The sequence below is a fragment of the Streptomyces sp. NPDC111656 genome (assembly GCF_055656965.1).
Window position 1 is genome coordinate 138,492 of record NZ_JBVKCA010000003.1, and the last position, 25,739, is coordinate 164,230.

Here is a 25,739-nt window from a genome sequence, read left to right on the forward strand (position 1 = left end):
TCAGTCGTTGCCTCGGGTACGGTCCTCGGCGCGCGCGGCCACCACGAGCTGCCCGAGGGCCAGACCGCCGTCGCCCGGCGGGACCAGGCGGTGGCGCAGGACCGTGAGACCGTCCGCGGCCAGGGCCGCCGCGCAGGCGGAGGACAGCAGCGAGTTGGCGAACACCCCGCCGGTCAGGGCCACCGTCTCCACCGCGTGCCGTTCGCGCGCCAGCGCACAGACGCGGTGCACGAGACCGGCGACGGCCCGATGGAAGCGCGCCGCGACGACGGCCGGTCCGGCCCCCGCGCGCAGGTCCTCGACGATCGCCGCGAGCACAGGTGCGGGATCCGCGAGCACGGGGCCCTCATCCGCACCGCCGCGTGAACTGTCGGTCAGTCCTGCCGGTCGTAGGGCGAACGCATACGCGACAGGGTCCCCGGCGGGAGCCTCCAGCGCTGCGGCCTCCAGCTCCATCGCCGCCTGGGCCTCGTAGCCGGCCGCGTGGCACACGCCCACGAGGGAGGACACCGCGTCGAAGAGGCGGCCCATGCTGGAGGTGGGGACGCAGTTCAGGTCGCGCTCCAACTGCCGCTCCAGCACGCGCCGTTCGTCGGGCGGACAGGCACTCACGCAGGCCAGCTCGTCCGACCAGTCGATCCCCGCCGCGCGCAGATGCGCGAGCGCCATCCGGTACGGCCGTCGCACCGCCGCGTCACCGCCGGGCAGCGGCACATACGCGAGGTGCCCGAACCGGGTGAAGCCGTCGTAGTCGGCGAGCAGGATCTCTCCGCCCCACACCGCCCCGTCGTCGCCGTAACCCGTGCCGTCGAAGGCGACCCCGATCACCGGCCGGCCGCCGTCCAGCCCGTGTTCGGCCATCGCGGCGGCGACATGGGCGTGGTGGTGCTGGACGCGTACGACGGGCCGGCCCGACGCGTTCCGGTCGGCCCAGCGCGCCGAACGGTATGCGGGGTGCCGGTCCGCCGCGAGCAGTTCGGGACGTACGGGGGTGATGGACTCCAGTTGGGCCACGGCGCGTTCGAAGGCGTGCTGGGTGGCGAGGTCGTCCATGTCGCCGATGTGGGCGGACAGCCAGGCCCGGCGGCCCTCGCCGAGGCAGAGCGCGTTCTTGAGGTCCCCGCCGACGGCGAGGGCCGGACGTACCGGGACCGGCAGGGTCAGCGGCAGGGGCGCGTAACCGCGGGCACGGCGCAGCGGCAACAACGCGCCGTCGCACACGCGCACCACGGAGTCGTCGCACGGCACGTGGATCGGCCGGTCGTGGGTGAGCCAGCCGTCGGCCAGCCGAGCCAGCCGCTCCAGCGCCTCCCCGTCGTCGGTGACGATCGGCTCACCGGACACGTTGCCGCTGGTCATGACGAGCAGCGGGGGCCCCTCGGGGTCGCCGGGCAGTCCGAACAGCAGGTGGTGCAGGGGGGTGTACGGCAGCATGACGCCGAGGTCGGGGCTGCCGGGCGCGACGGAGTCGGCGGGCCGTGGTGCCCCGGCCACGGGTACCTCCCTGCGGCGGCGCAGCAGCACGATGGGCCGGGTGGCGCCGTCGAGCAGGCTCCGCTCCTCGGCGCCGATCCGTACGAGGTGCCACAGGTCGTCGAGGCTCCGGGCCATGACGGCGAAGGGTTTGTCCCCTCGCGCCTTGCGGCGGCGCAGCAGGGCGACGGCTTCGGGGTTCGTCGCGTCGCAGGCCAGGTGGTAGCCGCCGAGGCCCTTGACCGCGAGGATCGCGCCGCCCGCCAGGAGCCGGCGGGCCTCGCCGACCGGGTCCGCTCCGGCGACGGGCTCCGGAGGGCCGCTCACCCCCGGTCGGGGGACGAGCAGCCGCAGTCGCGGGCCGCAGGCCGGGCAGGCGACGGGTTGCGCGTGGAAGCGGCGGTCGGCCGGATCGGCGTACTCGCGGGCGCAGTCGGAGCACATCGGGAAGCCGGCCATGGTGGTGTGGGAGCGGTCGTAGGGCAGGCCGGTGACGATGGTGAACCGGGGGCCGCAGTGGGTGCAGTTGATGAAGGGGTGGCGGTGGCGCCGGTCGGCGGGGTCGGCGAGTTCGCGCAGGCAGTCGGCGCAGGTGGCGGTGTCCGGCGGGATCAGGGTGCCCGCCGGTCCGCCCGTGCGGGAGGCGAGGATGGTGAACGCGGCGTCACCGGTGACGGGTACGTCGTCGTGGTGCACGGAGTCCACGCGGGCGAGCGGCGGTGCCTGGACGGCGATGCGGTCGCAGAAGCGGGCGACGGCCGAGCGGGCGCCCTCGACCTCCGCGATGACGCCCTCGGGGGTGTTGGTGACATGGCCGGACAGTTCGAGCCCGGTGGCGAGGGTGTAGACGTACGGGCGGAAGCCGACGCCCTGCACGACACCTCGTACGGTGACCCGTCGGCGCAGCGGTGTCCCGTCGGCGACGGCGGCCGGGGAGGGCGGACCGCTCACGAGTGGGTGTGCGCCATGGCGCCGGTGCCGTGCGGGTGCTCGTGGCCGTGATGTCGGTGGGTGTGTGAGGCGCCGTCGGGTCGGCGTGCCATGACGGGCTCGTGGAGCGGGACGCCGTCCGCGGCTGCCAGCGCCCGGTCGAGCAGGGCGCCGACGCCCCGGTTCCGGCGGGCCGAGGTCAGCAGCACGTCCACTCCGGGGTTGACCCGTTCGACGTTCGCGCGGAACGCCGCCTCGTCGAACTCGACGGCCTCGGCGATGTCGGTCTTGGTGACCACCACCAGGTGGGCGAGGCCGAAGGCGGTGGGGTACTTGAGCGGCTTGTCCTCGCCCTCGGTCACGGAGGCGAGCACCACTCTCAGGGTCTCCCCGAGGTCGTAGGAGGCCGGGCAGACGAGGTTGCCGACGTTCTCGACGAACAGCAGCCGGGTGTCGTCAGGCAGCCAGCCCTCCAGGTGGCGGCCGAGCATCGCGGCCTCCAGGTGGCACAGCCCGTCCGTGAGAACCTGCTTGACCGGGACGCCCGAACGGGCCAGCCGTTGCGCGTCGTTCTCGGTGGCGAGGTCGGCGGTGAGCGCCGCGACCGGCACGGACCGCTCGCGCGCGAGCCCCAGTTCCCCCTCCAGCAGGGCGGTCTTGCCGCTGCCGGGGCTGGAGAGCAGGTTGACGACCGTGGTGCCGCGGGCCGCAAGGCCGGCGCGCAGGGTGTGCGCGGTCTCGTCGTTCTTGGCCAGGACGGCCTGCTGCAGGTCGACCACACGGCACATGGTTCAGCGCTCCTCGGAGATCGGTTCGCGGGGGTGGGCGTGCGTCGGGCCGTCCTCCCACTGCACGCTGAGGATCTGGAGTTCCCGGCCCGCCAGTAGCTCCGTGGTGGCTCCGCCGCACCGCGGGCAGGTCAGCGCGGGCGGCATACCGACGGCCCAATCGTGCGCGCAGGGTGCGCAGCGGGCCCGTCCCGGCACGGCCTCGGTGACCAGTTCGGCGCCTTCCAACACGGTTCCGGCGCAGGCCAGTTCGAAGCAGAAGGAGAGGGCGTCGGGTACGACACCGGCCAGTTCGCCCACCTGAAGCCGCACCGAGCGCACGGCCGTGACGTCACCGGCCCGTTGCGCCGCCTCTTCCACCTGGCCGATCACCGCCATCGCGAGGGACATCTCGTGCATCGACCGGTCTCCGTCTCGGGCAGGGCGTCCGCCGCCCCTCATTAGAGGGGAGGCGTCCGAGGGCGGCGGACCGGCACGCCGTCGCCGGCCGGCCGCGTACGCCGTTCGCCGCAACGGCACGGCGCGGTGCGGTGCGGCAGAAGACGGCGGAGGGCGTACGACCGGGAGGGCGTCGGCTCACATACTGCGGATCCGCAGGTAGCGTCTGAGGTCGGGCAGGATCTGCACGAGGACGGCGGTGACAGCGGCGGCCAGCGCGCCGCCGACGAGGGTCTTGATCATGGCTTCTCTCCTCACTTCGCGGCTTCGCCGACCGTGGCCCGCGGCGCGGACTCTCCCGGTTCGTCGGCCCGCAGCAACTCTTCGATCAGCCGGACGGCCTCCGGCACGGCGGCCGACACCGGCGGGCTGAGCCCGATGCCCTCCTCGACGGAGGCGGGTTCGCATCCCACGATCAGCGTGCGGCGCGGCGACTGCCCGCCGGTGGTGGCGCAGAGGGTCTCCAGCAGCGCGAGCACCGTGTCGGGGGTCATCCGGTGGCCGTCGAGCGGGACGCCGTGCGGCTCGCCCGCGTCGGCGCTGTCGTGCTCGATGACGTACAGGGTGCCGGGGCGCTCGCCGCGCGCGGTGGCGTCCACCAGGATCAGGGTGTCGTAACCGTCGAGGACCTGGTACGCGAGGTGCACGCCTCGTACGCCGATGTCCACTGCCTCGACGTGCGGGGGCAGTCGCCGCCCGGTGAGCGCGCGCACGGTTTCCACGCCGAAGCCGTCGTCCCCGAGGAAGATGTTCCCGATCCCGGCGACGAGGACCTTGCCGCTCTCCTGGCGGGGTGGGTCCGCGGGCGGGCTCATGCCTCGCCCTCCAGCGGTTCGACCTCGTCGGGCTGGAAGTAGAGGAAGCGGCCCTGTTCGCGGCGGATGTCGGCGCCCGGATCGTCCTCGACCGTCACCGCCAGGTGCACTTGGCCGTCCACGTCGTGCAGCACGGCCTCGACCTTCGCCGTACGGCCCGCCACGAACAGGTCCTGTGCGTCGGTGCGGCGCAGCCCGGGCCGCAGCAGCACCCTGCTTCCCGCGCCCAGCGAGCGGCCGTCGACGACGACCCGGTCCTGCCCCGGGTCGAAGCCGGCGTCGCTCGCCGGGTCCCACCACGGGGTGTCGGGACGCGGCACGCCGAACTCGTCGGGGAAGCCGTCCGCGACGGGAGCGGACACCCTTCCGGTCGTCTCGCCCGCTCCGGTCACCTCGCGCAGACTGCGCACCGCCCCGTGCAGGCGCTCCAGGACCTCGGGCGGCATGGTGTCCGCCAGGTCGATCACGGCGGCCGCCCGGTCGTCGGTGCCCCGGGCCTCGCGCTTCTCCTCGTCGGTGAGCGCGGCGGTGCGCAGGGCGAGGATCTCGTCGATCTCGGTGGCGTCGTACAGGGCCCCGGGGCTTTCCGGGGCGATCGCCGGGTGGTCCTCCAGGATGATCGGCGAGGACAGCACCACGTCGCGGCGCCCGGGTTCACCGGCGAGGACCGGCCAGGTGTGCAGATTGCGGCAGGACGCGACCGCGCGCTTCGCCCACTCGGGGGGATCCGTCATCGACAGGAACGACCCCGCGTCGAGCCCCATGAGGAGGTGGGTGGCGACCAGGGAGCGCGGGAGGGCCGCGTCCCGGTCGGCCGCCGTGCCGTCCGGGGGTGTCCAGGTGCTGGTGTTCTCGACGATCGCGGTCAGCCGCAGCACGCGGTAGGGCCCGTCGAGTTCGCTCGCGGACAACCGGAGTACGCCGCTCGTCTCCTCGTAGCGGCGGACCATCCGGCCGACGACGCGACCGCTCTCGTCGAGGACGGGCTCGGTGTCCTCACCCGCGGGGCGGTCGAAGGGGACCCGCACGCCGTCGCCCAGGAGTTCGTCGACGGGCACGACCGCCTCGACGCGCTCCTCCGTACCCTCGTCCCAGGGGACCAACGTCCGGTCGCCGAGCCGGAGTTCGGGAACCGTCTGGAAGCCGCCGTCCGGGCGCGCCCGCTGGACCGTGCGGCGCCGGGCGCGCAGGAAGCGCAGCTCGACCGCGAGGGTGGCGTCCGCCTTGGGTTCCATCAGGCATTCGGTGTGCTGGAATTCGTGCTCCTCGCAGTCGGCGCCCCAGGCGGGCGGGACGAGCACGCCGAACTGCCAGCGCAGCCGGTTCTTGGCCGCGGAGGCACGGTACGGGTAGAGCACATAGCCCTCGAAGAGGACGGCGTCGGCCACCTGCCGGGCGACGGCGAGGCGGGCCTCGGTCTCCGGGGCGAACGTGGTCACGCTCACGGAGCGGTCCTTCCGGTGGAGCTGGTGATGCCGGTGAGACTGAATCTTCGGGGTGGTGCGGGAGCCGCCCCGCCGCTCTCGTCGAGCAGGGCCCGCACGGTCGCCTCCCAGGAGGGCAGGGCGCGTCGGGAGCGGAAGGCGAGCAGGGCGTCCATGGTGTCGCGGGGCAGCCGGATCCAGCCGCAGCCGGGGAAGTGCTGCTCGACCATCTCCCGCCAGGTGGCCACCGGCATCCGGAAGACCGCCTCCCGGTCCCACGGGACGGGTTCGACGCGGAAGCCGCCCGCCCCGGTGAACGCCGTGCCGGAGAACAGCATCAGCAGCGGGACCTCACCGCTGGTCAGCGCGTCGAAGTAGCGGGTCGCGGCGATGTCCATGTCGTAGGTGCAGGGCACGACGAGGTCCGTCTCGGTCTCCCCGGTGAAGGCGGGGACCATGACGGAGACCTGGGCGAACTGCACCGGTTGGAGGGTGCTGCCCCAGCGCGAGCGCTCGCCGAAGAGATCGGCGAGCCCCTCGGCCTCCGCGGTCTCGTAGCCGCGCTTGGCGGGCTCGATACGGATCTGGCAGCGCAGCGCCATGGCGTGGACCGGTTCGTCGCCGGTCGCGGTGATGCGCAGCCGGAAGACCAGGGTCGGTCCGGCGGCGAACCGGTCCGCGCGCACACCGGTGCAGGTGAAGGCGAACTCAGTCACGCCGGGCCCTCCTCGCGTACGGGGCGGGCGCGTCGTCCGACGTGTGCGAAGAAGGTGTCGAGGGCGGCGCGGGCCTCGGCGCCGCCGTCGAAGCCCTGCCACAACAGGCGCATCCGGCCGACCAGTTCGTAGCAGATGTCGACGGGCACGAGATAGCACTCGCAGCGGCCCTCGTGGCGGCGCAGCAGCAGCGCCTCGACATCGGGTTCGAGCAGTTCGGCGAGGCGGCTGTCGCCGAGGACGGCGCTCCACGTCGCCGGATCGAGTTCGCTCTCGGTGGCCCCGGCCGGGCTCGGATAGAGGGCCACCAGCCGGTCGAGCGCGGCGTTGCGGAAGAAGAAGGCGACGCCGACCGGGATCTGCAGCGCCTCCCAGGCGACCTCGTCGAGGTGGTGGTCCGGGTCGGTGAGACAGCGGTCCGGAACCGCGCGGAAACGGCCGCGTGCGGCGCCCGGCTGTTCCATCAGCAGGGCGCAGGACGTACAGGCGCAGACGATGGCCCGGTGCTCGATGTCCACCAGGTGGCGGTGGCGTGCCTCGTCCACCGCCACCGCGCACAGTCCGCACCGCTCCGGCCGCGGTTCACGTCCGGTCAGGAACCTGCGCAGCCCGAAGTCGCGCGCGGCCGGTCGGGGAGCCGGGGGCGCGCTCATGGGGCCTTCGCCGGGGCCGGTCCCGCGGTGGTGGCGGCGCGGGTTCCGGGCCCGTTGCCGATCTGGAGCAGCGTGGGTTCCCCCGTGCGGCCGGCGGCCTGTACCTCGACCGCCGTGACCTCCGGCGCGAAGCAGGCCAGCGCGCCCTCGACCGCCTGCTGGGCCGTCGTACCGCTCACCGCGCAGCCGCATCCGCCGCCTCCGGCCGCCCGCAGCCGGAGGGTGCCCGTCTCCTCGTCGAAGTCCACGACGTCCAGTTGGTGCTCGCGGACGCTGTCGAGCGCACGGGTGATGCGGGTCGTCCGGTCCTCGGGGTGCAGGTCGTGCAGGACGAGGAGGCTCGCGACCAGTTCGTCGCCGAGCAGGCCCGCCAGGGGATCACCGGGGGTTCTGCGGCCCACGGGCGTGGACAGCAGGTGGAGCATCCGGGCCAGGCCCGCACCGTAGAAGTCCATGAGGGCCTGGACGAGTTCCTCGGCCGCCGCGCGGGCGGCCGGGTCACCGGTGGTGGCGAGCCGGTCGAGTACGTCCTCGATCCGCTGCCCGGTGCGCACCGCGTCGACCGCCGGTGCCGTCCTCGTCGCGTCGATGGTCGTGCCCGCGCTCATCCGCCCAGTCCGCTCAGGCCGGTGGGCATGTGCATCTTCTGCACGGTCTTGCCGCCACCGACGTACATGTGCACGCCGCACGGCAGACAGGGGTCGAAGCTGCGGACGGCGCGCATGATGTCGATGCCCTTGAAGTTCTCCGGGGAGTTCTCCTCGAAGATCGGCGTGTTCTGCACGGCGTCCTCGTACGGGCCGGGCGTGCCGTAGGTGTCCCGGGTGCTGGCGTTCCACGGGGTCGGCGGGTACGGGTGGTAGTTGGCGATCTTGCCGTCGCGGATCACCATGTGGTGGGAGAGCACACCGCGGACCGCCTCGGTGAAGCCGACGCCGATGCTCTCGTCGGGCACCTCGAACTTCTCCCAGGTCTGGGTGCGTCCGGCGCGGACCTCCTCCAGCGCCTTCTCCGCGAAGTGCAGGGCGACGGCGGCGGTGTAGGCCTGGAAGTAGGTGCGCGCGCGGTTGCGTTCCAGCGCGTTGCTCCAGCGCGGGATCTTCCACTCGAAGGTGGTCTCGGGCTTGGTCATGGTGCGCGGCAGGTTGATGACCACGCTGTGGCCGGTCGCCTTCACATAGCCGGTGTCGACGAGGCCGGACAGGGCGGTGGACCACAGACGGGCGATGGGGCCGCCGCCGGTGTCGAGGGCGAGGTGGTCCTTGCCGTCGAACCAGCGGGGCGACATGACCCAGCTGTACTTGTCGTCGAAGTTCCGCTTCTGCGGGGCGGGGATGGTGTGCTGGTTCCACGGGTGGCGCGGGTCGACCGGGTTGCCGAGCGGGTCGTGGGTGACGAACTGCTCCTGGCCCTCCCAGTCCTCGTAGTACGAACTGCCCAGCAGGATGCGGATGCCGAGGTTGATCTTGGTGAGGTCGTTGGTGACGAGCTTGCCGTCGACGATGATGCCGGGGGTGACGAACATCCGTCGGCCCCAGTCCGTCATGTTGGCGTAGGTGAAGTCGCAGTACTCGGGGTCGTTGAGCGCGCCCCAGCAGCCGAGCAGCACCCGCCGGCGTCCCACTTCCTCGTACCCGGGCAGGGCCTCGTAGAAGAAGTCGAACAGGTCGTCGTGGAGGGGGACGACCCGCTTCATGAACTCCACGTAGCGCATCAGACGGCTGAGGTAGTCCGTGAAGAGCTGGACGGAGGCGATGGTGCCGACGCCGCCAGGGTAGAGCGTGGAGGGGTGCACATGGCGGCCCTCCATGAGGCAGAACATCTCCCGGGTGTAGCGGCTCACCTGGAGGGCCTCGCGGTAGAACTCGCCTTCGAGGGGGTTCAGGGACCGCATGATGTCGGCGATCGTGCGGTAGCCGTGCTCGGCGGCGTGCGGCGCCTCGGTGCGCTCGGCGAGTTCGAGGACGCCCGGGTTGGTCTCCTTGACCATCTTCTCGCAGTAGTCGACCCCGACCAGGTTCTCCTGGAAGATGTTGTGGTCGAACATGTACTCGGCGGACTCGCCGAGGTTGATGATCCACTCACCGAGGTGCGGGGGCTTCACGCCGTACGCCATGTTCTGCGCGTACACCGAGCAGGTGGCGTGGTTGTCCCCGCAGATCCCGCAGATGCGGCTGGTGATGAAGTGCGCGTCGCGGGGGTCCTTGCCGCGCATGAAGACGCTGTAGCCACGGAAGACGGACGAGGTGCTGTAGCACTCCGCGACCCGCTTCTGCTTGAAGTCGATCTTCGTGTGGATGCCCAGGCTGCCCACGATCCTCGTGATCGGGTCCCAGGCCATCTCCATCAGGCCGCTACCGTCGCCGGCCGCCTTCGTCTTCGGTGCCATCGTGTGTGTCGTGCCCTTCTTCGCGGGTGGTCCGGGAGGGTGTGGACGGGGTGGTGGAGCTATGTCTCAGGAGGGGCGGGGGTTCACCACGGCGGCCGGTATCCGGTGGTGATCCTGTCTCCCGTGTGGCGCCACTTCGGCTCCTTGTCCACGGTGTTGGTCGTGAGCGACCTGAGTCTGCGGATCACCGCCCCGTAGGCGCCGCTGGCCGTGACGGACAACTTCGCGCCGGGAGGTTCGTCCATGAACGGCATGAACTTGTCGGGGAACCCGGGCATGGTGCAGGCGATGCAGATGCCGCCGACGTTCGGACAGCCGCCGATGCCGTTCATCCAGCCCCGCTTGGGCACGTTGCACTTGACGACCGGTCCCCAACAGCCCAGCTTCACCAGACACTTGGGCGAGTCATAGGTCGTCGCGAACTCACCCTGCTCGTAGTAGCCCGCGCGGTCGCAGCCCTCGTGCACGGTGGCGCCGAACAGCCAGGACGGGCGCAGCTTGTCGTCGAGCGGGATCATCGGGGCCGAGCCGGCCGCCTGGTAGAGCAGGTACGTCAGCGTCTCGGCGAAGTTGTCGGGCTGGATGGGACAGCCCGGGACGCAGACGATGGGGATGCCCGCGTGCGACTTCCACTCCCAGCCGAGGTAGTCGGGCACGCCCATCGCACCGGTCGGGTTGCCCGCCATGGCATGGATGCCGCCGTACGTGGCACAGGTGCCGATGGCGACGACGGCGAGCGCCTTGGGCGCGAGCCGGTCGATCCACTCGCTGGTCGTGATCGGCTGGCCGGTCTCGGGGTTGTCGCCGAAGCCGCACCAGTAACCCTCGGGCTTGATCGACTCGTTGGGGATGGACCCCTCGACGACCAGCACGAACGGATCGATCTCGCCCCGCTCCCCCTTGAAGAACCACTCGATGAACGTGTCCGCGCCGCCGACCGGACCGCATTCGAAGTCGATGAGGGGCCAGTGAACGGCGATCTTGGGCAGACCCGGCAGAGCGCTGAGCGCGATCTGTTCGATGCTTGGCTGCATGGCCGCCGTCAGCGCGACGGAGTCGCCGTCGCAGCTCAGCCCGGCGTTGATCCAGAGGATGTGGATCGTGGGCGTCTCGTCGGCGGGCGCACCACCGGCGTTCGTCGCGCCGGCCGTACTGGGTGTCGCCGCTGTCATGGGACCGCCTCCTCGGGGAGGTGAGGGACAAAAGCCTGTATTTCGACCATCAGCTCTCTTGGTACCAGCCATCCGGCCGACGCGAGAGGTCATCCAGGGCCGTTCCAGTGAGACGCGCCCTCGTGGAGCGGTCCGCTCCCGCCGCCGTCCTCGTGGCCGTGGTCGCCGCGAGGCCGAGGTGCGGCGGGGTGGACTCCGGTCGGCGCTTGTGGACGAAGGCGCGGCGCAGTGCGTGGTAGGGGGCGTCCGGGTCGTCGAAGGTGCGACGCATCCTGCTCAGCTCCCGCTCCCGGAAGGCGGCCAGGGGTTCGCCGCACTCCTGGCGTTCGAGTTCGGCCTTCTTCGCGGCGATCCTGGACGGTGATCCCGGCAGCGCCGCCAGCCGGGCCGCGAGGCGGCCGACCTCCGCGGCGAAGTCCCCGGGGCCGCAGTCGACCACCCGGTCGACGAGCCCGAGGTCGTGGGCGCTCGCCGCGCTCATCGGCAGGGCCTCGCCCAGCAGCCGGTCGGCCGTCGCCGCACCCACGCGGCGCGGCAGGGTGTACGTCCAGTACTCCGAGCCGTACAGGCCCATGAGCCGGTAGTGCGGGTTGAGTACGGCGCCGGCGCGGCACCAGACCTCGTCGGCGGCGAGGGCGAGCATCATCCCGCCCGCCGCGGCATTGCCCGCGACGGCGGCGACCACGAGGCGGTCCGTGGTGGTCAGGACCGCCTCGACGAGGTCGTCGATGGCGTTGATGTTGGCCCAGGACTCGGCGGCGGGGTCCTCGGCGGCCTCGATGACGTTGAGGTGGATTCCGTTGGAGAAGAAGTCCCGCTGCCCGCCCAGCACCAGCACCGAGGTGGGCCGCGCACATGCCTGCCGGTAGGCGTCGAGAAGGCGTCGGCACTGCGTGGTGCTCATCGCGCCGCCGGGGAACGAGAACGAGAGGACTCCGACGCTCCCCTCCTCCCGGTACCCGATGTCCGTCCAGGTGCGCCGGCGCGGGTCCGCGCAGTCCGGTGCGGCGAGCTCCGGCAGGGACGGCAGCCGGTCGCCGAGGGCCTGTGCGGCGGGCAGTTTGTAGGTGGGCGGCTGTCCCGGAGCGCGCCTGCGCCGCAGCTCGGGGATCCACACGGCGCCGTCCGTCGTGGCTCGGCAGATCGCGCCGGCCCGGGTGGCCAGCAACTCCCCCGGGGCGCCGCGCAGGCCGCCCTCGGGGTGGCCGCCGTGCAGGTACCACTCGGCGCCGCACAGCACGTCCAGCACGCCGGGCTGCGAGTCCGCCGCGCGCAGCTTGCGCAGGACGGTCTCCGTGGAGTCGGCGTCCCAGTCGATCCACCGGACGCTCTGGTCGAGGTACGGGCGGATGCGCACCGAGGTGTATTCGGCGTGGGCCGGGCCCTGCGGGCGCGGGGTGTGGGTCCCGGAGGCGAAGCGTTCCACGGCGAGCAGGACGGCCGCGAGCGCGGCGTCGGCGATCTCGCCCCGGTACAGGTCGCTCTTGCCCACCGGCGGGACCACGCAGTCGACGGACGCCCAGACGTCCCCGGCGTCCATGTCCTCGACCGCCTGAAGGACCGTCACCCCCCATCGGTCGGCGCCCCGCTGGATCGCCCAGTCCAGCGAGGACGGCCCCCGGTCCCCGAAGGGCCCCGGGTGGACGATGAAGCACGGGTACGCGGCCCACACCTCGCGAGGGATCGCCGTCTTCAGCATCGGTGCGAGCACGAGGTCCGGCGCGTGCCGTCGGACGGCCTCCGCCAACGGGTGCCCTGGCAGCGCGAGTTCCACCGCGACCGTGTGCCCGTGGTCGCGCAGTTCGACGTGGACGCGCTGGGTGAGGCTGTTGAAGGCGCTGGCCACGAGCAGGATGTGCACGGCGAGCTCCGGCGGCGGACGGTGCGGGCGGCGACGCCCCGGTCGACTGAGATGCTCGGACACCCCGCACCGCCGGGCACCGACGACAGGCTGAGGGGTCACCCGAAAGCGGACGCCTACCCGCCACCCGGCGGCCCGGTCCCACTCCGAACGACAGGCCCTAAATGCGGTACGTCGCCTCGTCGAAGTCGGCGGGCAGGCCGCCCCCGGACAGGTCCCAGGCCCACAGTCCGACGAACGCGCCGGTGAACCCGAGGGCGCGGATCCGGTAGCCCTCCATCTCCTCGGCGTGTTCGTCGGAGAGCACGGTCGCGTCGAGTGTCGGGCCGAGGGGGCGCCAGCCGGGGCCCGTGTCGTAGCGGAAGCGCAGGGCGGATCCGTCGAGGTCGAGCCCGAGACGCAGCCGCGTGATGGCGCCGAGGGGTTTCCCGCCCGCTTCGTCGACGGTGAGCTCGCCCCGGTCGCGGGCCGCCACGCGCAGCACCGCACGCCCCTCGTCGTCCGCGGTGACGTGCAGGAAGTACCAGTTGCGGGTGTTGTAGTACGCGGTGATCCCGGCCAGTTGCTGGAAGGCCCGCGGCCGGTACTCCATCGTGGCCTCGAACACGCAGCGCGCGGCGGTCACCCGGCGTGCCACCAGGCTGGGGGCGATGAGGCTCTGCGGGGAGCGGCCGCCGCGCAGCCGCAGGTGGGAGGCGCGGTCGGTCAGCGACAGCCAGTCGGGGGCCGGGGGCCGGCGCAGTGTGGACCACTGGGGTCCCAGCACCGGCCGGTCGAAGCCGTCGGAATCCGCCGGGTCTCCCAGGTCGTCGTGGTCGTCCGGGCGTGGGTCCGTGCCGTCGACAAGCGGGGCGGGGGCCGGTATCTCCAGGGCGGGCAGGCCGCTGGGGGTGCGCGGCCATCCGTCCGGGGACCAGGTGACGGGTGCCAGCGCGGTCTCGCGGCCCAGGACGCACGGTCCGTGCCGTGTGTGCGGCCGGGCTACGAGGTAGGCGAGGTACGACAGGCCGCCGGGGGTGTCCACCAGGCTGCCGTGCCCAGCCTTCTGGAGGGGCAGGTCCGGGTGGTGGCGGGCGGTGATCAGGGGGCCCGCGGGGTCGCGTTCGTAGGGGCCGGTCACGGTGCGCGAGCGGGCGACGGTGACCTGGTGGTCGTAGCCCGTGCCGCCGTCCGCGGTCAGCAGGTAGTACCAGGGGCCGCGGCGGTAGAGGTTGGGGCCCTCGATCCAGCCGGCCCCGGGCGGCAGTACGACGGGTTCGGGCTCGCCGACCAGGCGCCGCGTGGCCCGGTCGTAGCGGGTCGCCTCCAGGCCGGCCGAGCCGCCGTGGCCCGGACGCCAGTCGTGGACCAGGTTCACCAGCCGGCTGTCGGCCCCGTCGTGGAAGAGGGAGGCGTCGAAACCGCGCGCGTGCAGCGGCACCGGGTCGGACCAGGGCCCGTCGATCGACTCCGCGGTGACCAGGTGGTTGGGGCTGTCGGTGAAGCCTCCCGCGTACGTCGACACATTGCTGTAGACGAGGTGGAACACGCCGTCGGCGTGGCTCAGGTTCGGCGCCCACACCCCGCCGGAGTCGGGACACCCGGTCAGGTCCAGCAAGCGGGTGCTGCCCAGGGCGCCGCCCAGCGGCCGCCAGTGCACGAGGTCCCTGGAATGGTGCAGCCGCACCCCCGGACACCACTCGAACGTCGAGGTCGCCAGGTAGAAATCGGCTCCCACGCGGAGGATGGACGGGTCCGGGTGCGAGCCGGCCAGGACCGGGTTCCGGACGACCTGCGCGGTCCGCTGCCGCATGCGTCTCCTTCGACGGGCGATGATCGCGAGCGGGTGATCGAAGAGGACCGTAGTGTCGAACACGTTCGCAGGCAACGGTGGTTCCTCCGCCGGCAGCCCGTACACACCGAAGGGATCGGAATCGATGAACGACGTCACGACCGAGAGCCAGGTCCGCTCGCTCAAGGAGGCCGTCGGGCGGTACGGCATCTGGAGCGGGGGCCTGCGCTCGGAGGATCCGCAGGGGCGTGGCGAGCGCGCCGAGGCCGCCGCCGAGCTGGAGCAACTCGGCTTCGGCGCGGCCTGGTTGGGCGGCAGCGGCACCGCTGAGAACGCGGCGCCGCTCCTCGCGGCGACCGAGCGGCTCGTCGTGGGGACCAGCATCCAGAGCATCTGGACACAGGACGCCTTCGCGAGCGCGGCGGGCTTCGCGGAGCTGGAGACGGCCCACTTCGGCCGCTTCGTGCTCGGCCTCGGGGTGAGCCACGCCAAGATCGCGGACCAGTACCGTCGCCCCTACGCGAGCATGGTCGCGTTTCTGGACGAGCTGGACGCGAAGGGAGTGCCCGCGGGACGCCGGATGCTCGCCGCCCTCGGCCCGAAGATGCTGGAGCTCTCACGTGACCGCGCCGCCGGGGCGCTCCCCTACCTCGTGACGCCGGAGCACACCGCGCAGGCCCGCGAGATCCTGGGCGAAGTCCCGCTGCTGGCACCGGAGTTCAAGGTCGTCCTGGAGAGGGACCCGGACCGCGCCCGCACGCTCGCCCGGGGCGTCCTCTCGTTCTATCTGTCGCTGCCGAACTACACCAACAGCTTTCTGCGTCTGGGCTTCGCCGAGTCCGACTTCGCGGACGGCGGCAGCGACCGCCTCGTGGACGCGATGTTCGCCTGGGGCGACGAGGACCGTATCCGTGCCCGTGTCGAGGCCTTCCACGCGGCGGGCGCCGACCATGTGGCGCTCCAGGTGGTGACAGGACAGACCCCCGACTCCCTCCCGCGCGAGGAGTGGCGCCGACTGGCGGGCATCCTGCTCTGACCCTCCCCCGCGCTTCCAGGTCCTCGCCGGTCCCCTCCGTGGTGGCTCACATGGTGTAACGCGCTACACCATCGATCCGGGGGGCCGGTCCCTCGTGGCGGCGGGCGGGCGACGGGATCGTTGACGGCAGAGATCGCAACGGACCAGCGCGTCCCCTGCCGAAGGAAGATCCCGTGAAGTCACTGCTCGCCGCCGTACGGTCGTTCGTCGCCAACCTGCTGCTCTGGTCGTTCTTCGTGGGCGGCCTCGCCGCGAGTTCCGCCTCCGGCGCCGTCCTCGACGGCACGCAGAAGGACGTGGCCACGTACGCCGGTATCGCCGTGTCACTGGTGGCCGGCTCGCGCATCGCGAAGAAGCCGAAGATCAAGGCGTTCCTGTCGACGCCGCCGGTCCTGTGGTTCCTGTTCCTGTTCAACGGCGCCGTGGCCACGGTCTGCTACTTCACCATGGACGGCGTGAAGGGGATCATGGCCGCCGTCGGCATGGGTCTGGTCTCACTGGGCGCCGCCGGCGGCCTCGTCGCAGGCCGCCGGAAGAAGCCGGTCCAGGCGGTCGACCAGCCCTGGTACTGACCGGCCGGCCCACCCCGCTTCCGCTGCCCCTCGCCCCGTCACGCCCGAATTCCTCTGAAGGGACCTTCCCATGGCCGCCGACCGCCGACGTGGACGCCGCGTCGCCACCCTCGCCACCACCCTGGCCGCCGTCGCCCTGACCGCCGGGCTCGCCACCGGCTGCGACGGCGTCGACAACTCACTGGACTGCCTGCGGAACGCCGACACGATCGCCGACAGCCTCAAGGCGATCAACGAGGCCGGTCTGGACGCGGCGAAGGATCCCACCCGGACCGACAAGTCCATCGAGACCATCGACAAGAACCTCGACAAGATCGGCGACAAGACGGACGACGGCAAGGTCGACAAGGCGGTCGACAAGCTCGACAAGGCCGTCGCCGACTACAACAAAGCCATCCTGAACGGCGACATGAACCCGGACTCCAGCAAGATCAATGACGCGGCCGAGGAGCTGAAGAACGTCTGCACGTCGTAACGTCAAGTACGGCGTGCGGCCCACACCGTGCGCTCGGTGCGCACCCTCAGGTCGATGCGGCGCAGGATGCTGTGCGGGCCGCCGGTGTCGAGCAACCGGTCGAGAGCGGCCAGGTCCTCGGGCGTCAGGGCGGATGCGACGCCGCCACGCATGCGGCGCAGACTGCTGAGTGCGTAGCGGCCTGCCGCGTCGGTGCGGGGCGGGCCGATGTCGACGGTGACGGTGCGCTCGCCCTCGACGGTGAAGCCGGCCTTGGTCAGCTTGGTTCCCCAGTCGGCGCCGCGGTGAGGGACCTGCTCGGCGTGATGGCGGTCGAGTGCGGCATGGCAGCGCTCCTCCAGACCGGGAGCGTCCTCCGGGGCGTCCTCGGGCAGGAACCGGGGGAAGCCGGCCAGCTCGACGACGGCGAACAGCCCTCCCGGTGCCAGCAGGTCGTGGACCTGGCGCAGGGTGCGGTCGGGGTCGGGCATGTGGTGCATGGAGGCCGACGCCCAGACCAGTTCCGGCGTGCCGAGTTCGGGCCACGCCGTCGCGTCGAGGTCGGCCCGCACGATGCGCACACGGTCGGCCACACCGGCTGCGGCCGCCTTCTCGCGCAGACGGTTCAGATGGGCGGCCGACAGGTCGACAGCCGTCAACTGCGCCTCGGGAAAGCGCTCGAGCAGAGCGAGGGTGCCGGCTCCGGTCCCACAGCCCAGATCCACGATGCGGCGGGGGCCGGTCCCGATCGGCAGCCAGGCGGTGATGGACGCGAGGTGTTCGGCGAGCACTTCCGCGTCCAGGTCGAGGATCTCCACCTGGTCGCCTGTGTCGTGCTCGTGAACATGGTGCGCGTTGTGGGGTGCTGGGTGCGGGGAGGGGTGGTTCATGCGCCCACGCTAAGCGGGCCCTCCGCGTGCGACCTGGCGGGTTGCTGAATACGCAAGACGATGGCCTGCTGGGCTGCGGAACACGCAAACGGTCACGCTGACGGGCGGTTCGCTTTCCCGACGTCCTCGCCACGCTGGTGACCGCGGCGGGCGTCTCGGTCGAAGATGCCCAGGATCTCGCACGGTCCGCCCTCGGCGCCGATGGCGTGCGGGAGCATCGTGGGGAACTCCGCCGCCTGGTTGGTCTCGATCCGCAAGCGCCGATTGCCCAGCAGCAGGCATGCGGTGCCGGAGAGGACGACGAGCCATTCGCGGCCCGGGTGGGCGCGCATGCGCGAGGGGTTGTCGGGCGGCGGGTCGGTCATGCGCTGGCGTACGACGGTCATGCCGGGTTCCGCCCTGATGGGCCAGCGCATCAGCCCGTGGGCCGCGTCGATCATCGGGTGGGAGACGACGTCGTCCGCGGCGGTCTCGACCAGTTGGTCGAGAGAGGTGTCCAGGGCGCGGGCGAGGGTGACGAGCTGGTCCAGCGCCAGGCGGCGCCGGCCGTTCTCGATGCGGCTGAGCGTGGACTGGCTGATCCGGGCGCGGGCGGCCAGCTCCTCCAGGGACCAGCCCTGGGCCACGCGCAGGGCGCGGATGCGTGTGCGCACCAGGCTGTCCAGCTCACCGTTGCCTTGCTCCATGGGCAACATCGTAGGCCTCTGCGGCAAGGTGCGGTCGGCCGCGGAACAGGATCAAAGGCGGCCGTACCGGAGCGGTCGCCCCACACGGAAGGTGTACGTGTGACCGTCACGGTCCGACAGCGTTCTGCCGCAACGGACAGGTTTGCGCTGAGCCTCCCAGGTCAGGCGTAGTGGTAGAACGCAGAGGAGAGAGGCATGTGTGCGGAGCACCGGACGAACTCCCCCGACACCACGACCGTTCCCGGCCGGCTGCGTTCACCCGGACCGCGCAGCCCGGCCGAGGTGCGCGAGGCGGTCAGGCACGCGCTCGAGGAAGACGTACGACGGTCCGGCGGGCGCGACCGCGCGGGCGATGCCCTCGCCGTCGGCGACGCCCTGCTCGTCGCCTCGGAACTCACCACCAATGCGATGCTGCACGGCGGCGGTGTCACCGAGTTCGAGGTGATGCTGGCCGACCGGGAAATACGTCTGTCGGTGAGCGACCACAGCCGGGAACTGCCCACACCGGCGGAGCACCCCGACGAGCCGGGATCCATGAGGATCGGAGGCCATGGCTGGCCGATCATCTGCCGCCTCGCCCGCGACATCACCATCGCGGAACTCCACGCCGGCGGCAAGCGGATCACGGCCGTCGTACCGCTCTCACCGCACTAGCTAGGCCCTGTCGTCACATTCCCGTCGTCCGCCCGGAGGGCGGGCCTCGCGGCGAAGGGGGTCCCTCCCTGTTCGAGCGAAGCCGAGAACTTGGGGGCGCGTGCATGGCGTCGCAGGGCAGACGGGAATGTGACGACAGGGCCTAGGGCAGGCCTAGGGCTGGGACCACCAGGGCTGGGACGACGACACCGTCGTACTCCTGTGGTCGGCCGCGGCCCGGAACGGGTTCACGCCGTGAGGGCCTGGCGGGGCGTGCCGGTCGCGGAGGGTGCGCCTCGCACGACGGGGCGCACCGGGTACGTGGTCTTCGCCGGATCCACCACCGGGTCGCCCAGCTCGATCCGGCCCGCCGCGTGCAGCGCGTCGCACTCGTCCGTGGCCAGGGCCACGTAACAACCACCGCGCCCGGAACCGGAACTGAGGGGCTGCCAGTAGCCGTACCGACGCCGCCCGTTGGCATGCACGGTGAGGCAGACGGCAACGCGCTGGACGGTGATCAGACGCAGGACCTCGGCACCGCCGGGGCCGAGCGGAGCGGGCGTACGCGGGAGGGATCGGAGCATCGTCAGCGGTCTCCGTTCAGGGCTCGCGGCACGGCACGGCGTCGGAGAGCGGGCGTCATGTGCGGGCGGCCTTTCGACGGACGGGTTCGATCGCGTACCGCCAGGAGCGGTGACGTTCTCGCTGCTCAGCATTGTTGCGGAGGGCACTGACAATGCGATCGGGGCTGCTCCGGGCACACCCCCGATCCAGGTCCTGGACCCGGTCCCGATTCCGATTCCGGTCCCGGTCCGGTTCCGGGTCCCGTTCACCGCTGGTGCGGCAGTGGCTCTATGCGAGGGGCAACGGGCGCGCGGCCGTCGCGAGCGTCCTGCTCGCCCTGGACGAAGGGGTCGTCGGCGGGGTCGTAGGGTCCCGCGTGGTCGGCGAGTGTCCCGGTGACCCGCTCCCACTCCTCGACCTCCGCCCGTGCGACGACCGCGTCCCGGCCGGCGAGCGAACCGGCGCGAGCCGCCTTGTGGGCGGTGGCCAGCGCGGACCTCGCCTCGTGGTGGCGCATCCCCGTGGCCGAGCGGCGTACCCGCGCCCAGGCGGCACGCTCTGCGTCGGAGGGCTCCGGCACCTCGTCACCCGTGTCGTCGACGGGACCGGACGCTCGGTGCTGCTCCAGGCTCACTGCTCCACCTCGTTCAGGTGCGGGGGGCTGATGTGTCCTTCGGCAGTCCCGTGTGCCCCGGTCGCGCGAACCGACACCTGCCGGCGGCGAAGAGGCGCTCACCAGGACAGGAAGGCGTGCACGTCCTTGCCGTCGGGCCGCACCACGACGCTCACCTGGTGGCAGAGCGCGTGGACGAGGTGCCAGCCGATTCCGCCCGCGCCGTGGGCCGGGTCGACGCGGCGCGGCGCGGGCGGCGTCGTGCTGCTGTCACGGAGCGTGACATGCACGCCGTCGAAGGTGGGGCGGATCCGGAGTTCGAAGGGGCCGGGAGCGTACTGGACGGTGTTGGCCGCCAGCTCCGTCACCACCAGCAGGATGTCGTCCCAGTGCTCGGCCGCTCCGGGCGGTGACGTCCGCGCGAGTGCGCACAGATAGTCGTCCGCCACGAGGCGGGCGTCGGTCACGTTGCGCAGCTGTCCGGGAAAGGTGCTGGCGAGGCCCGGCGGCTCGTCGCCCGGCGCCTTCCCGTCCCCGTTCGGGTCGCTTTCCATCGCGCCTCCCCGGCCTCGTCGGCGGGATGTCTTGCTCTTCCTCGCCCCACGCGCCTTCGCACAGGGCGTCCTCGCACCGCGCGGGCGTCTCCCGCCCTTCGCGACCCGCGTGCCTACGATCCGGTGTCCCGGGACCTGCGGGCGACCGTACGCCGCCTCAGCGCGCGTCGTTCGGTCTCGCTCGTACCGCCCCAGACGCCGATGGTCTGCCCCGTGTCGAGCGCCCAGCTCAGGCACTCCTCACGGACGGGGCAGTGTCGGCAGACGGCTTTCGCCTCCTCGATCTGCGACAGCGCGGGGCCTGTGTTGCCGATGGGGAAGAACAGATCGGGGTCGACGCTCCGGCAGGCCGCGGACTCGCGCCAGTCGTTCATGGGGGCCTCCTGTGATCGCGATGGTCTTGCGCGATCTGTTGTTCGTGGGACTTCGGTCCTCCTTCGGGTCACCCTTGATCGCACCTGCGAAACAGACGGTTTCGCGGGACGGCGCGGTTTGAACGAGGAACGACGGGGACAGCCGTGTACGGGCACGGCGCCCCCACACGCCCGTCCGGCGCGGCGGGTACGCCCGGGTGGCAAAATGGGACCGCGGATGAGCGTCGGCGGCGCTTCGACGAACAAGCAGGTGGCACATGTCGCACGAGCCCGGCGAGGTCTGGGAGCAGTTCGCCGTCGCCCTGGCGGACATGGCACGGGATCTGCTGGCCCAGGACACGGTCCAGGGCACACTGGACCGCGTCGTGGAGCATGCGTCGGTTCTGATCAACGGGTGCGACGACGCCGGTATCCTCACCGTGCGGCGGGGCGAGGTCCGTCCTCTGGCGGCGACGAGCGACGTGGTGCGACGTGCGGACCGGATCCAGCAGGATCTGCGGGAAGGCCCGTGCTTCGACGCCGTGACCGACCGTCAGCAGATCTACACCATCGAGGACCTGAGCCGGCCGCATGAGCGCTGGTCCCGCTTCGCCCCCGAGCTGAGAAGGCTGGGCATGGGGAGCGTGATGGGCTTCCTCCTCTTCACCGAGGACGACGAGCTCGGGGCCCTCAACCTGTACTCCCGCCGGCCGCGCACCTTCGACGAGGCCGCTCAGCGGGCCGGCTGGATCCTCGCCTCGCACGCGGCCGTGGCCTTCTCCGCGGCCCGTACGCATCAGCAGCTCGGTGACGCCCTGGAGACCCGTCACGAGATCGGCGAGGCCATGGGCATCCTCATGGAGCGCTACGCGCTGACCGAGGACTCGGCGTTCAAGCTGCTCAAGAAGGCGTCCCAGGACCACAACATCAAACTGCGCGACATCGCCCGCCGCATCTGCGAAACCGGCGAAAAGCCCAGCTGACCGCTCCGGGCGCAACGGGCGGCGATCCGGCACGGGCGACCCGGCAAAGGCCGTCGAAACCGCCGCCGACCTGCTGTGACTTCGGCCACCCCCTCTTGCCCCGGCAAAGAAGGCATACCTAAGTTTCGTCTCATGGCCCCACATACCCCCCCGCCTCCCGACGGCACCCCCGCGCTGGTCGACTTCTCCGTCGACCTCAGCGCACAGGAGGTGCAACGACAGGCCCAGGTCCTGGCCGCCCTCGGCCCCGACTGGGACCCGATGGAGGTCATGCGCGGCGAGGAGGCCGCGTACGACCTGCTGTACTCGGGTCTCGACGAGGAGCAGCAACGCCTGTACGACGACCTGGTCGCGGCCGGCGTGCTGCCCCCGCGCGGAGGCGGCCATGCTGCCGCTTGACCCGCAGGCGGACCGTGGGCGTCGTGCCTGGGTGAGCTGTCCGAACTGCAACGACAGTCGCGGCTGCGCACCGTGCGAACAACGGCGCGCCTGCTCCGACCACTGGCGCTATCTGCTCTCCAACACCGGCAGCCTGCTCCACCTTCAGTGCCCGTCGTGCACGCACGTGTGGGTCCACGAGAGCGGCTTCGGTGCCACCCGCTCCTTGTGGAACCGCATCACGAGCGGCCGCCCGGATCCTCGCTGATCGATCCGTCTCAGAGCGCGTGCGGGTCGGTGGGTGCCCGCGGTTCGTCAGGGATGTAGCAGGCGATGAGTGCGGCCGTGTCGTCGTTGAGACGGTTGTCGCTGTAGGCGAGCAGATCGTGGTGGAGCCGGTCGAGGAGTTCCCGGGGCGGGAGGACGCCCCAGGAGCGGACGCGCTGGACGAGCGGGTAGAAGGCGCCGTCCCGGTCGCGTGTCTCGGTGACGCCGTCGGTGTACAGCAGGAGTTGATCGCCCGGCCGAAAGGGATGTTCGTCGGTCCGGTACGGCTCTCCGACGAGCACGCCGAGATTGAGGGGCGGTGAGGACTGGTCCGTCTCCAGTTCGGTGACTTCGGCGGCGCTGATGAGCAGAGGGGGCGGGTGGCCGCAGTTGACGATCCGCACGACACGGTCGGGGCTCACGATTTCCGCGAAGACCGCGGTGACGAAGCGCTCGGCCATGTCGCTGCTGGCGTAGTCGGCGGCCCGGCGGCTCACGCTGGTCTCGACCCGTTCCGCCAGGGCGGCGAGGTCGGGTTCGTCGTGGGCGGCCTCCCGGAAGGCGCCGAGCAGGGTGGCGGCGGTCTCCACGGCGAACAGCCCCTTGCCCCGGACGTCGCCGATCACGAGGCGCAGGCCGTACGTCGTGGGCACCGCCTCGTAGAGATCGCCTCCGACGCGTGCCTCCGCGTCGGCGGAGAGGTAGAAGCTCTCCACCAGGATGTCACCGACGCGGTGCGGAACGGGCCTGAGCAGGACGCGCTGGGCGATCTCGGCCACGAAGCGCACGGTGGCCAGCGTGCGCTCCCGTCGCAGCCGGCTGACGGCCAGGATGGTTCCCAGGGTGCCGATGAGAACGGTGCAGAAGTAGGCGGCCACGTAGTGGCGGTCCCACAGGTAGCCGACGGAACGTCCCGCACAGCACGGGGTACCGGCCAGAACCCCTTCGAACGCCACGGCGAAGACGGTGACACAGACGACCATCACGGGGCCGTGGGCGAAGGCGGCCACCAACGGGAGAGCGATCAGCAGGAAGCTCACCGGCCACTCCACGGGCGTGATGGGCTCGATCAACAGGACGGCCGCGACGTAGGGGAGGGGGAGCCAGCGCATCCACATGGGGGGTGCCGGCAGTGAGCGGCCCGTGCTGTTCGGGTGCGGCCCGGCGCTCGCCGCCTCCGCGCCACGCCCCCGCCACCTCACGGTGTCCCGCGACGCTGTGCGAGGGGCGGGAGTTCGGACACCAGCGAGGCAGGGGGGTGCACCGAGGGCGGGCCCGCGAGCGGACGACACGACTGACGGCTCGTTTCATGCAGCCTGTTCACACGGAACTCCTGGCACACGGTTTCGGCAGGACCCCAGCCTGCTGCGCCTCGGCACGGCGTACCCGTCATTGCTCCACTCAGCGGCATGTCAGGCACCGGACGGTGCCTACGACACACCCGTCACCGTCTCTGCCTCGGGGGGCGCGCTTCAGAGTGCCTGGAGCTGGGTGAGCAGGCTCAGGGTGTCGGTGTTGACCCAGTACTCCGCGAACCTGCCGTCCCGCATGCGGAGTGTGTCGGTGCCGGTGAAGGTGACCACGGTCCCCGGCTGGGCCTTGGCGCCGGGGAAGCCGCCGGCGTAGGTGCCGGTGGCCGTCCAGCGCACCGATGCGTAGCGGCCGTCGACCAGCGGGGGGACCTCGATGGTGAAGCGCAGGTCGCGGAATGCCGCGCGGGTCTGGCCGATCCAGGCCACCAGGCCGTCGACGCCCCGGATGGAGCTGCCGTCACCGCCGTCGAGGAGGGCGGCGTGGACCCGGAAGCCGGGAGAGATGATCCCCGGGGCCTGGGCGACATCGCCGTTCCAGAGCCGCAGCCACGCGTCGAGCATCGCCTTCGGCTTCTGCTCGGACGCCCCACGGTCGTGAGCCGTGGCCGTCCGCTCGGCCGCGGTTGTCGGTGAGGTGTCCGCGGCGGCGGTCGTGGCGGTGAAGGCGAGGACGGCGATCGCCGCGGGGACGAGCAGCCGCGCCCGGTGACGCCTCGGGGTGGCGGCGGGGGTGGTGGGGGTGGCGGACATGGCGGTTCCTCGCGTTTCGGGTGAGGGAGGGATGGCAGGGGCAAGGTGTGCGACCGGCGGCAAGGTGCGCGATGGGACGGCTGCGGAAGTACCTGCTACGGGTTCAGCACGACCTACGGGTTCAGCACGACCTTCCCGGCGACGGTGCCGGACTCGGCCAGTCGCAGGGCGTCGGCGACGCGGGTGAGGGGCAGTTGGGCGGCGATCTGGGCGGTGACGTCACCGCGCTGGAGGGCTCCGAAGACCTGGGTGAGGTCGGCGCGCAGCTGGGCCCGGAACCGGTTCTTGGCCAGCGCCCGCCCGGCCCAGACGTTGAAGAAGTAGGCGCGGCGGCGGTTGGGCAGCGCGTTCCACAGCCATACCCGGCCGAGCAGCTTGAGCACGGGCCACTGCTTGGAGCCCTCGTCGTCCCGGGTGGAGGCGCTGCCGTACGAGACGAGCGTGCCGCCGGGCGCGAGGAGGTGCCAGGAGTCGACCGCGCTGCGGCCGCCGACGTGGTCGAAGACGGCGTCCACCCCGGCGGGGGCGAGCTCGCGGACCCGTGCGGCCACGTCCTCGGTGCGGTAGTCGACGGGGATGACGCCCCGCTCCCGCAGCGCGTCGTGGTGACGCGCGGACGCCGTGCCGATCACCTTCACGTCCGCGGCCTGGGCGAGCTGGACCAGGACCGAGCCGACACCGCCGTTGGCTCCGTGGACCAGGATGGTCTGCCCCGCGCGGACGCGTGCCTTGCGGTGCAGCATCTGCCAGGCGGTGATGCCGTTGACCACCACGGTCTCCGCCTCCGCCGCGCCGATCCCGTCGGGCACCGGCACCACGTCCGCCGCGTCGACGAGCACGTGGCTCGCCCAGCCGCCGACCTTGACCAGCGCGGCGACCCGGGTGCCGGCCAGCGCGGGCTCGACGCCCTCGCCGGTCGTGAGGATGGTGCCGACCAGGTCGTAGCCGGGCACGAACGGGAACGGCGGCTGGTCGTAGTACCGGCCGCGGCGCATCTGCTGCTCCGCGAAGGAGACCCCGGTCGCCTCCATCCGGATCACGACCTGGCCGGGGCCCGCGGCGGGCACGGCTCCGTGCCGGATCTCCAGCCCTTCCGGCTCCACCTTGCCCGGCAGTACGACCTCGACGAGTCCTTCGGCGTTCATGACGACCTCCACTGCGCTCCGCGTTGGTTACTCACTTCTGCGTTCGTTAGAAGTTATAACGCAACACGAAGGAGAGAGTCAAGAAGTTTAGTGACACCCTATAACCGCCAGGATATGG

The 25,739-nt window shown here is 71.8% G+C and carries 29 protein-coding genes; 7 read left to right on the plus strand and 22 right to left on the minus strand.

What is annotated here, in order from left to right:
* The 13 genes from hypF to ACZ7M3_RS11005 all read right to left on the minus strand — a co-directional run bounded on the left by hypF (position 1) and on the right by ACZ7M3_RS11005 (position 14,451).
* Entirely contained in the window at positions 1-2,424 is a 2,424-nt protein-coding gene (gene hypF, locus ACZ7M3_RS10945; RefSeq protein ID WP_472062419.1) for a carbamoyltransferase HypF, read from the minus strand.
* A complete protein-coding gene (hypB, locus tag ACZ7M3_RS10950; RefSeq protein WP_388517825.1) occupies positions 2,421-3,191 on the minus strand; it encodes a hydrogenase nickel incorporation protein HypB in 771 nt (256 codons plus the stop codon). Before hypB ends, hypF begins: the two co-directional genes overlap by 4 nt.
* A gap of 3 nt (positions 3,192-3,194) precedes the next feature.
* Complete coding sequence (gene hypA / locus ACZ7M3_RS10955) at positions 3,195-3,590, minus strand: hydrogenase maturation nickel metallochaperone HypA (protein ID WP_472062421.1); 396 nt, start codon at positions 3,588-3,590, stop codon at positions 3,195-3,197.
* Positions 3,591-3,767: 177 nt separating this feature from the next.
* Complete coding sequence (locus tag ACZ7M3_RS10960) at positions 3,768-3,872, minus strand: DUF6893 family small protein (protein ID WP_388393894.1); 105 nt, start codon at positions 3,870-3,872, stop codon at positions 3,768-3,770.
* Between the two features lie 11 nt (positions 3,873-3,883).
* Positions 3,884-4,444, minus strand: coding sequence for a hydrogenase maturation protease (locus ACZ7M3_RS10965; protein ID WP_472062423.1), 561 nt, complete (start codon positions 4,442-4,444; stop codon positions 3,884-3,886).
* Entirely contained in the window at positions 4,441-5,889 is a 1,449-nt protein-coding gene (locus ACZ7M3_RS10970) for a hypothetical protein (RefSeq protein ID WP_472062425.1), read from the minus strand. The genes ACZ7M3_RS10965 and ACZ7M3_RS10970 overlap by 4 nt, the downstream gene beginning before the upstream one ends.
* Complete coding sequence (locus ACZ7M3_RS10975) at positions 5,886-6,584, minus strand: DUF6084 family protein (protein ID WP_472062427.1); 699 nt, start codon at positions 6,582-6,584, stop codon at positions 5,886-5,888. The genes ACZ7M3_RS10970 and ACZ7M3_RS10975 overlap by 4 nt, the downstream gene beginning before the upstream one ends.
* Positions 6,581-7,237: a DUF5947 family protein gene (locus tag ACZ7M3_RS10980; protein WP_472062428.1), complete on the minus strand. Its 657-nt coding sequence runs from the start codon at positions 7,235-7,237 to the stop codon at positions 6,581-6,583. The genes ACZ7M3_RS10975 and ACZ7M3_RS10980 overlap by 4 nt, the downstream gene beginning before the upstream one ends.
* A complete protein-coding gene (locus tag ACZ7M3_RS10985) occupies positions 7,234-7,845 on the minus strand; it encodes a hypothetical protein (protein ID WP_472062430.1) in 612 nt (203 codons plus the stop codon). Before ACZ7M3_RS10985 ends, ACZ7M3_RS10980 begins: the two co-directional genes overlap by 4 nt.
* The gene (locus tag ACZ7M3_RS10990) at positions 7,842-9,626 is read right to left on the minus strand and encodes a nickel-dependent hydrogenase large subunit (RefSeq protein WP_054232508.1); all 1,785 of its coding nucleotides are present in this window, start codon (positions 9,624-9,626) and stop codon (positions 7,842-7,844) included. Before ACZ7M3_RS10990 ends, ACZ7M3_RS10985 begins: the two co-directional genes overlap by 4 nt.
* An 83-nt stretch (positions 9,627-9,709) precedes the next feature.
* Complete coding sequence (locus tag ACZ7M3_RS10995; protein WP_388517845.1) at positions 9,710-10,798, minus strand: NADH-quinone oxidoreductase subunit B family protein; 1,089 nt, start codon at positions 10,796-10,798, stop codon at positions 9,710-9,712.
* Between the two features lie 49 nt (positions 10,799-10,847).
* Positions 10,848-12,659, minus strand: coding sequence for an enoyl-CoA hydratase-related protein (locus tag ACZ7M3_RS11000; RefSeq protein ID WP_472062432.1), 1,812 nt, complete (start codon positions 12,657-12,659; stop codon positions 10,848-10,850).
* A 160-nt stretch (positions 12,660-12,819) separates the two neighbouring features.
* Positions 12,820-14,451: a glycoside hydrolase family 43 protein gene (locus tag ACZ7M3_RS11005; RefSeq protein WP_472062434.1), complete on the minus strand. Its 1,632-nt coding sequence runs from the start codon at positions 14,449-14,451 to the stop codon at positions 12,820-12,822.
* Between the two features lie 124 nt (positions 14,452-14,575).
* On the opposite strand from ACZ7M3_RS11005, the gene ACZ7M3_RS11010 reads away from it, so the two are divergent.
* The 3 genes from ACZ7M3_RS11010 (at position 14,576) to ACZ7M3_RS11020 (ending at position 16,513) form a co-directional block, all read left to right on the plus strand.
* Positions 14,576-15,466, plus strand: coding sequence for an LLM class F420-dependent oxidoreductase (locus ACZ7M3_RS11010; protein WP_472062436.1), 891 nt, complete (start codon positions 14,576-14,578; stop codon positions 15,464-15,466).
* 173 nt (positions 15,467-15,639) lie between these two features.
* Positions 15,640-16,038 carry a hypothetical protein gene (locus ACZ7M3_RS11015; RefSeq protein ID WP_351526884.1) on the plus strand — a complete coding sequence of 133 codons (399 nt, stop codon included), beginning with the start codon at positions 15,640-15,642 and terminating at the stop codon, positions 16,036-16,038.
* 70 nt (positions 16,039-16,108) lie between these two features.
* On the plus strand, positions 16,109-16,513 hold the full coding sequence (locus ACZ7M3_RS11020; RefSeq protein WP_472062438.1) for a hypothetical protein: 405 nt from the start codon (positions 16,109-16,111) through the stop codon (positions 16,511-16,513).
* A 2-nt stretch (positions 16,514-16,515) separates the two neighbouring features.
* On the opposite strand, the gene ACZ7M3_RS11025 is transcribed toward ACZ7M3_RS11020, so the two are convergent.
* Together ACZ7M3_RS11025 and ACZ7M3_RS11030 are read right to left on the minus strand one after the other, a co-directional pair.
* A complete protein-coding gene (locus ACZ7M3_RS11025) occupies positions 16,516-17,382 on the minus strand; it encodes a class I SAM-dependent methyltransferase (protein WP_472062440.1) in 867 nt (288 codons plus the stop codon).
* Between the two features lie 92 nt (positions 17,383-17,474).
* Positions 17,475-18,068: a helix-turn-helix domain-containing protein gene (locus tag ACZ7M3_RS11030; protein WP_472062442.1), complete on the minus strand. Its 594-nt coding sequence runs from the start codon at positions 18,066-18,068 to the stop codon at positions 17,475-17,477.
* A gap of 195 nt (positions 18,069-18,263) precedes the next feature.
* Between ACZ7M3_RS11030 and ACZ7M3_RS11035 the strand changes: the two genes are divergently transcribed.
* The gene (locus ACZ7M3_RS11035) at positions 18,264-18,722 is read left to right on the plus strand and encodes an ATP-binding protein (RefSeq protein ID WP_472062444.1); all 459 of its coding nucleotides are present in this window, start codon (positions 18,264-18,266) and stop codon (positions 18,720-18,722) included.
* A 227-nt stretch (positions 18,723-18,949) separates the two neighbouring features.
* Here ACZ7M3_RS11035 and ACZ7M3_RS11040 read toward each other — a convergent pair whose 3' ends face one another.
* The 4 genes from ACZ7M3_RS11040 to ACZ7M3_RS11055 form a co-directional block, all read right to left on the minus strand.
* Positions 18,950-19,285 (minus strand): hypothetical protein, encoded by a 336-nt coding sequence (locus tag ACZ7M3_RS11040; RefSeq protein WP_472062446.1) that lies wholly within the window; start codon positions 19,283-19,285, stop codon positions 18,950-18,952.
* 245 nt (positions 19,286-19,530) lie between these two features.
* A complete protein-coding gene (locus tag ACZ7M3_RS11045) occupies positions 19,531-19,899 on the minus strand; it encodes a hypothetical protein (RefSeq protein WP_472062448.1) in 369 nt (122 codons plus the stop codon).
* A gap of 98 nt (positions 19,900-19,997) precedes the next feature.
* On the minus strand, positions 19,998-20,432 hold the full coding sequence (locus ACZ7M3_RS11050; RefSeq protein ID WP_472062450.1) for an ATP-binding protein: 435 nt from the start codon (positions 20,430-20,432) through the stop codon (positions 19,998-20,000).
* Between the two features lie 113 nt (positions 20,433-20,545).
* Complete coding sequence (locus ACZ7M3_RS11055) at positions 20,546-20,806, minus strand: WhiB family transcriptional regulator (RefSeq protein ID WP_351295742.1); 261 nt, start codon at positions 20,804-20,806, stop codon at positions 20,546-20,548.
* A gap of 257 nt (positions 20,807-21,063) precedes the next feature.
* Between ACZ7M3_RS11055 and ACZ7M3_RS11060 the strand changes: the two genes are divergently transcribed.
* From ACZ7M3_RS11060 to ACZ7M3_RS11070, 3 genes are all read left to right on the plus strand, one after another.
* Positions 21,064-21,768, plus strand: a complete 705-nt coding sequence (locus ACZ7M3_RS11060) for a GAF and ANTAR domain-containing protein (RefSeq protein ID WP_355301620.1) — start codon at positions 21,064-21,066, stop codon at positions 21,766-21,768.
* 132 nt (positions 21,769-21,900) lie between these two features.
* Positions 21,901-22,167: a DUF6400 family protein gene (locus tag ACZ7M3_RS11065; RefSeq protein WP_351295736.1), complete on the plus strand. Its 267-nt coding sequence runs from the start codon at positions 21,901-21,903 to the stop codon at positions 22,165-22,167.
* On the plus strand, positions 22,154-22,414 hold the full coding sequence (locus ACZ7M3_RS11070) for a hypothetical protein (protein ID WP_351295733.1): 261 nt from the start codon (positions 22,154-22,156) through the stop codon (positions 22,412-22,414). Before ACZ7M3_RS11065 ends, ACZ7M3_RS11070 begins: the two co-directional genes overlap by 14 nt.
* Positions 22,415-22,424: 10 nt before the next feature.
* Here ACZ7M3_RS11070 and ACZ7M3_RS11075 read toward each other — a convergent pair whose 3' ends face one another.
* The 3 genes from ACZ7M3_RS11075 to ACZ7M3_RS11085 form a co-directional block, all read right to left on the minus strand.
* Positions 22,425-23,525, minus strand: a complete 1,101-nt coding sequence (locus ACZ7M3_RS11075; protein WP_472062453.1) for a PP2C family protein-serine/threonine phosphatase — start codon at positions 23,523-23,525, stop codon at positions 22,425-22,427.
* A 360-nt stretch (positions 23,526-23,885) separates the two neighbouring features.
* Entirely contained in the window at positions 23,886-24,476 is a 591-nt protein-coding gene (locus ACZ7M3_RS11080) for an ester cyclase (protein ID WP_472062455.1), read from the minus strand.
* 113 nt (positions 24,477-24,589) lie between these two features.
* On the minus strand, positions 24,590-25,621 hold the full coding sequence (locus ACZ7M3_RS11085) for a medium chain dehydrogenase/reductase family protein (protein ID WP_472062457.1): 1,032 nt from the start codon (positions 25,619-25,621) through the stop codon (positions 24,590-24,592).
* Between the last annotated feature and the right edge of the window lie 118 nt (positions 25,622-25,739).

Excerpts from the sequence above, each read along its gene's own strand:
- ACZ7M3_RS10985 (WP_472062430.1), bottom strand. The coding sequence starts at position 7,845 with ATGAGCGCGGGCACGACCATCGACGCGACGAGGACGGCACCGGCGGTC.
- ACZ7M3_RS11025 (WP_472062440.1), bottom strand. The coding sequence starts at position 17,382 with ATGAACCACCCCTCCCCGCACCCAGCACCCCACAACGCGCACCATGTT.
- ACZ7M3_RS11010 (WP_472062436.1), top strand. The coding sequence starts at position 14,576 with ATGAACGACGTCACGACCGAGAGCCAGGTCCGCTCGCTCAAGGAGGCC.
- ACZ7M3_RS11075 (WP_472062453.1), bottom strand. The coding sequence starts at position 23,525 with ATGCGCTGGCTCCCCCTCCCCTACGTCGCGGCCGTCCTGTTGATCGAG.
- ACZ7M3_RS11035 (WP_472062444.1), top strand. The coding sequence starts at position 18,264 with ATGTGTGCGGAGCACCGGACGAACTCCCCCGACACCACGACCGTTCCC.
- ACZ7M3_RS11050 (WP_472062450.1), bottom strand. The coding sequence starts at position 20,432 with ATGGAAAGCGACCCGAACGGGGACGGGAAGGCGCCGGGCGACGAGCCG.
- ACZ7M3_RS11060 (WP_355301620.1), top strand. The coding sequence starts at position 21,064 with ATGTCGCACGAGCCCGGCGAGGTCTGGGAGCAGTTCGCCGTCGCCCTG.
- hypB (WP_388517825.1), bottom strand. The coding sequence starts at position 3,191 with ATGTGCCGTGTGGTCGACCTGCAGCAGGCCGTCCTGGCCAAGAACGAC.
- ACZ7M3_RS10990 (WP_054232508.1), bottom strand. The coding sequence starts at position 9,626 with ATGGCACCGAAGACGAAGGCGGCCGGCGACGGTAGCGGCCTGATGGAG.
- ACZ7M3_RS11065 (WP_351295736.1), top strand. The coding sequence starts at position 21,901 with ATGGCCCCACATACCCCCCCGCCTCCCGACGGCACCCCCGCGCTGGTC.
- ACZ7M3_RS10980 (WP_472062428.1), bottom strand. The coding sequence starts at position 7,237 with ATGAGCGCGCCCCCGGCTCCCCGACCGGCCGCGCGCGACTTCGGGCTG.
- ACZ7M3_RS11040 (WP_472062446.1), bottom strand. The coding sequence starts at position 19,285 with ATGCTCCGATCCCTCCCGCGTACGCCCGCTCCGCTCGGCCCCGGCGGT.
- ACZ7M3_RS10960 (WP_388393894.1), bottom strand. The coding sequence starts at position 3,872 with ATGATCAAGACCCTCGTCGGCGGCGCGCTGGCCGCCGCTGTCACCGCC.
- ACZ7M3_RS10995 (WP_388517845.1), bottom strand. The coding sequence starts at position 10,798 with ATGACAGCGGCGACACCCAGTACGGCCGGCGCGACGAACGCCGGTGGT.
- ACZ7M3_RS11085 (WP_472062457.1), bottom strand. The coding sequence starts at position 25,621 with ATGAACGCCGAAGGACTCGTCGAGGTCGTACTGCCGGGCAAGGTGGAG.
- ACZ7M3_RS11030 (WP_472062442.1), bottom strand. The coding sequence starts at position 18,068 with ATGGAGCAAGGCAACGGTGAGCTGGACAGCCTGGTGCGCACACGCATC.
- ACZ7M3_RS11055 (WP_351295742.1), bottom strand. The coding sequence starts at position 20,806 with ATGAACGACTGGCGCGAGTCCGCGGCCTGCCGGAGCGTCGACCCCGAT.
- ACZ7M3_RS11070 (WP_351295733.1), top strand. The coding sequence starts at position 22,154 with ATGCTGCCGCTTGACCCGCAGGCGGACCGTGGGCGTCGTGCCTGGGTG.
- ACZ7M3_RS11080 (WP_472062455.1), bottom strand. The coding sequence starts at position 24,476 with ATGTCCGCCACCCCCACCACCCCCGCCGCCACCCCGAGGCGTCACCGG.
- ACZ7M3_RS10965 (WP_472062423.1), bottom strand. The coding sequence starts at position 4,444 with ATGAGCCCGCCCGCGGACCCACCCCGCCAGGAGAGCGGCAAGGTCCTC.
- ACZ7M3_RS11005 (WP_472062434.1), bottom strand. The coding sequence starts at position 14,451 with ATGCGGCAGCGGACCGCGCAGGTCGTCCGGAACCCGGTCCTGGCCGGC.
- ACZ7M3_RS11020 (WP_472062438.1), top strand. The coding sequence starts at position 16,109 with ATGGCCGCCGACCGCCGACGTGGACGCCGCGTCGCCACCCTCGCCACC.
- hypA (WP_472062421.1), bottom strand. The coding sequence starts at position 3,590 with ATGCACGAGATGTCCCTCGCGATGGCGGTGATCGGCCAGGTGGAAGAG.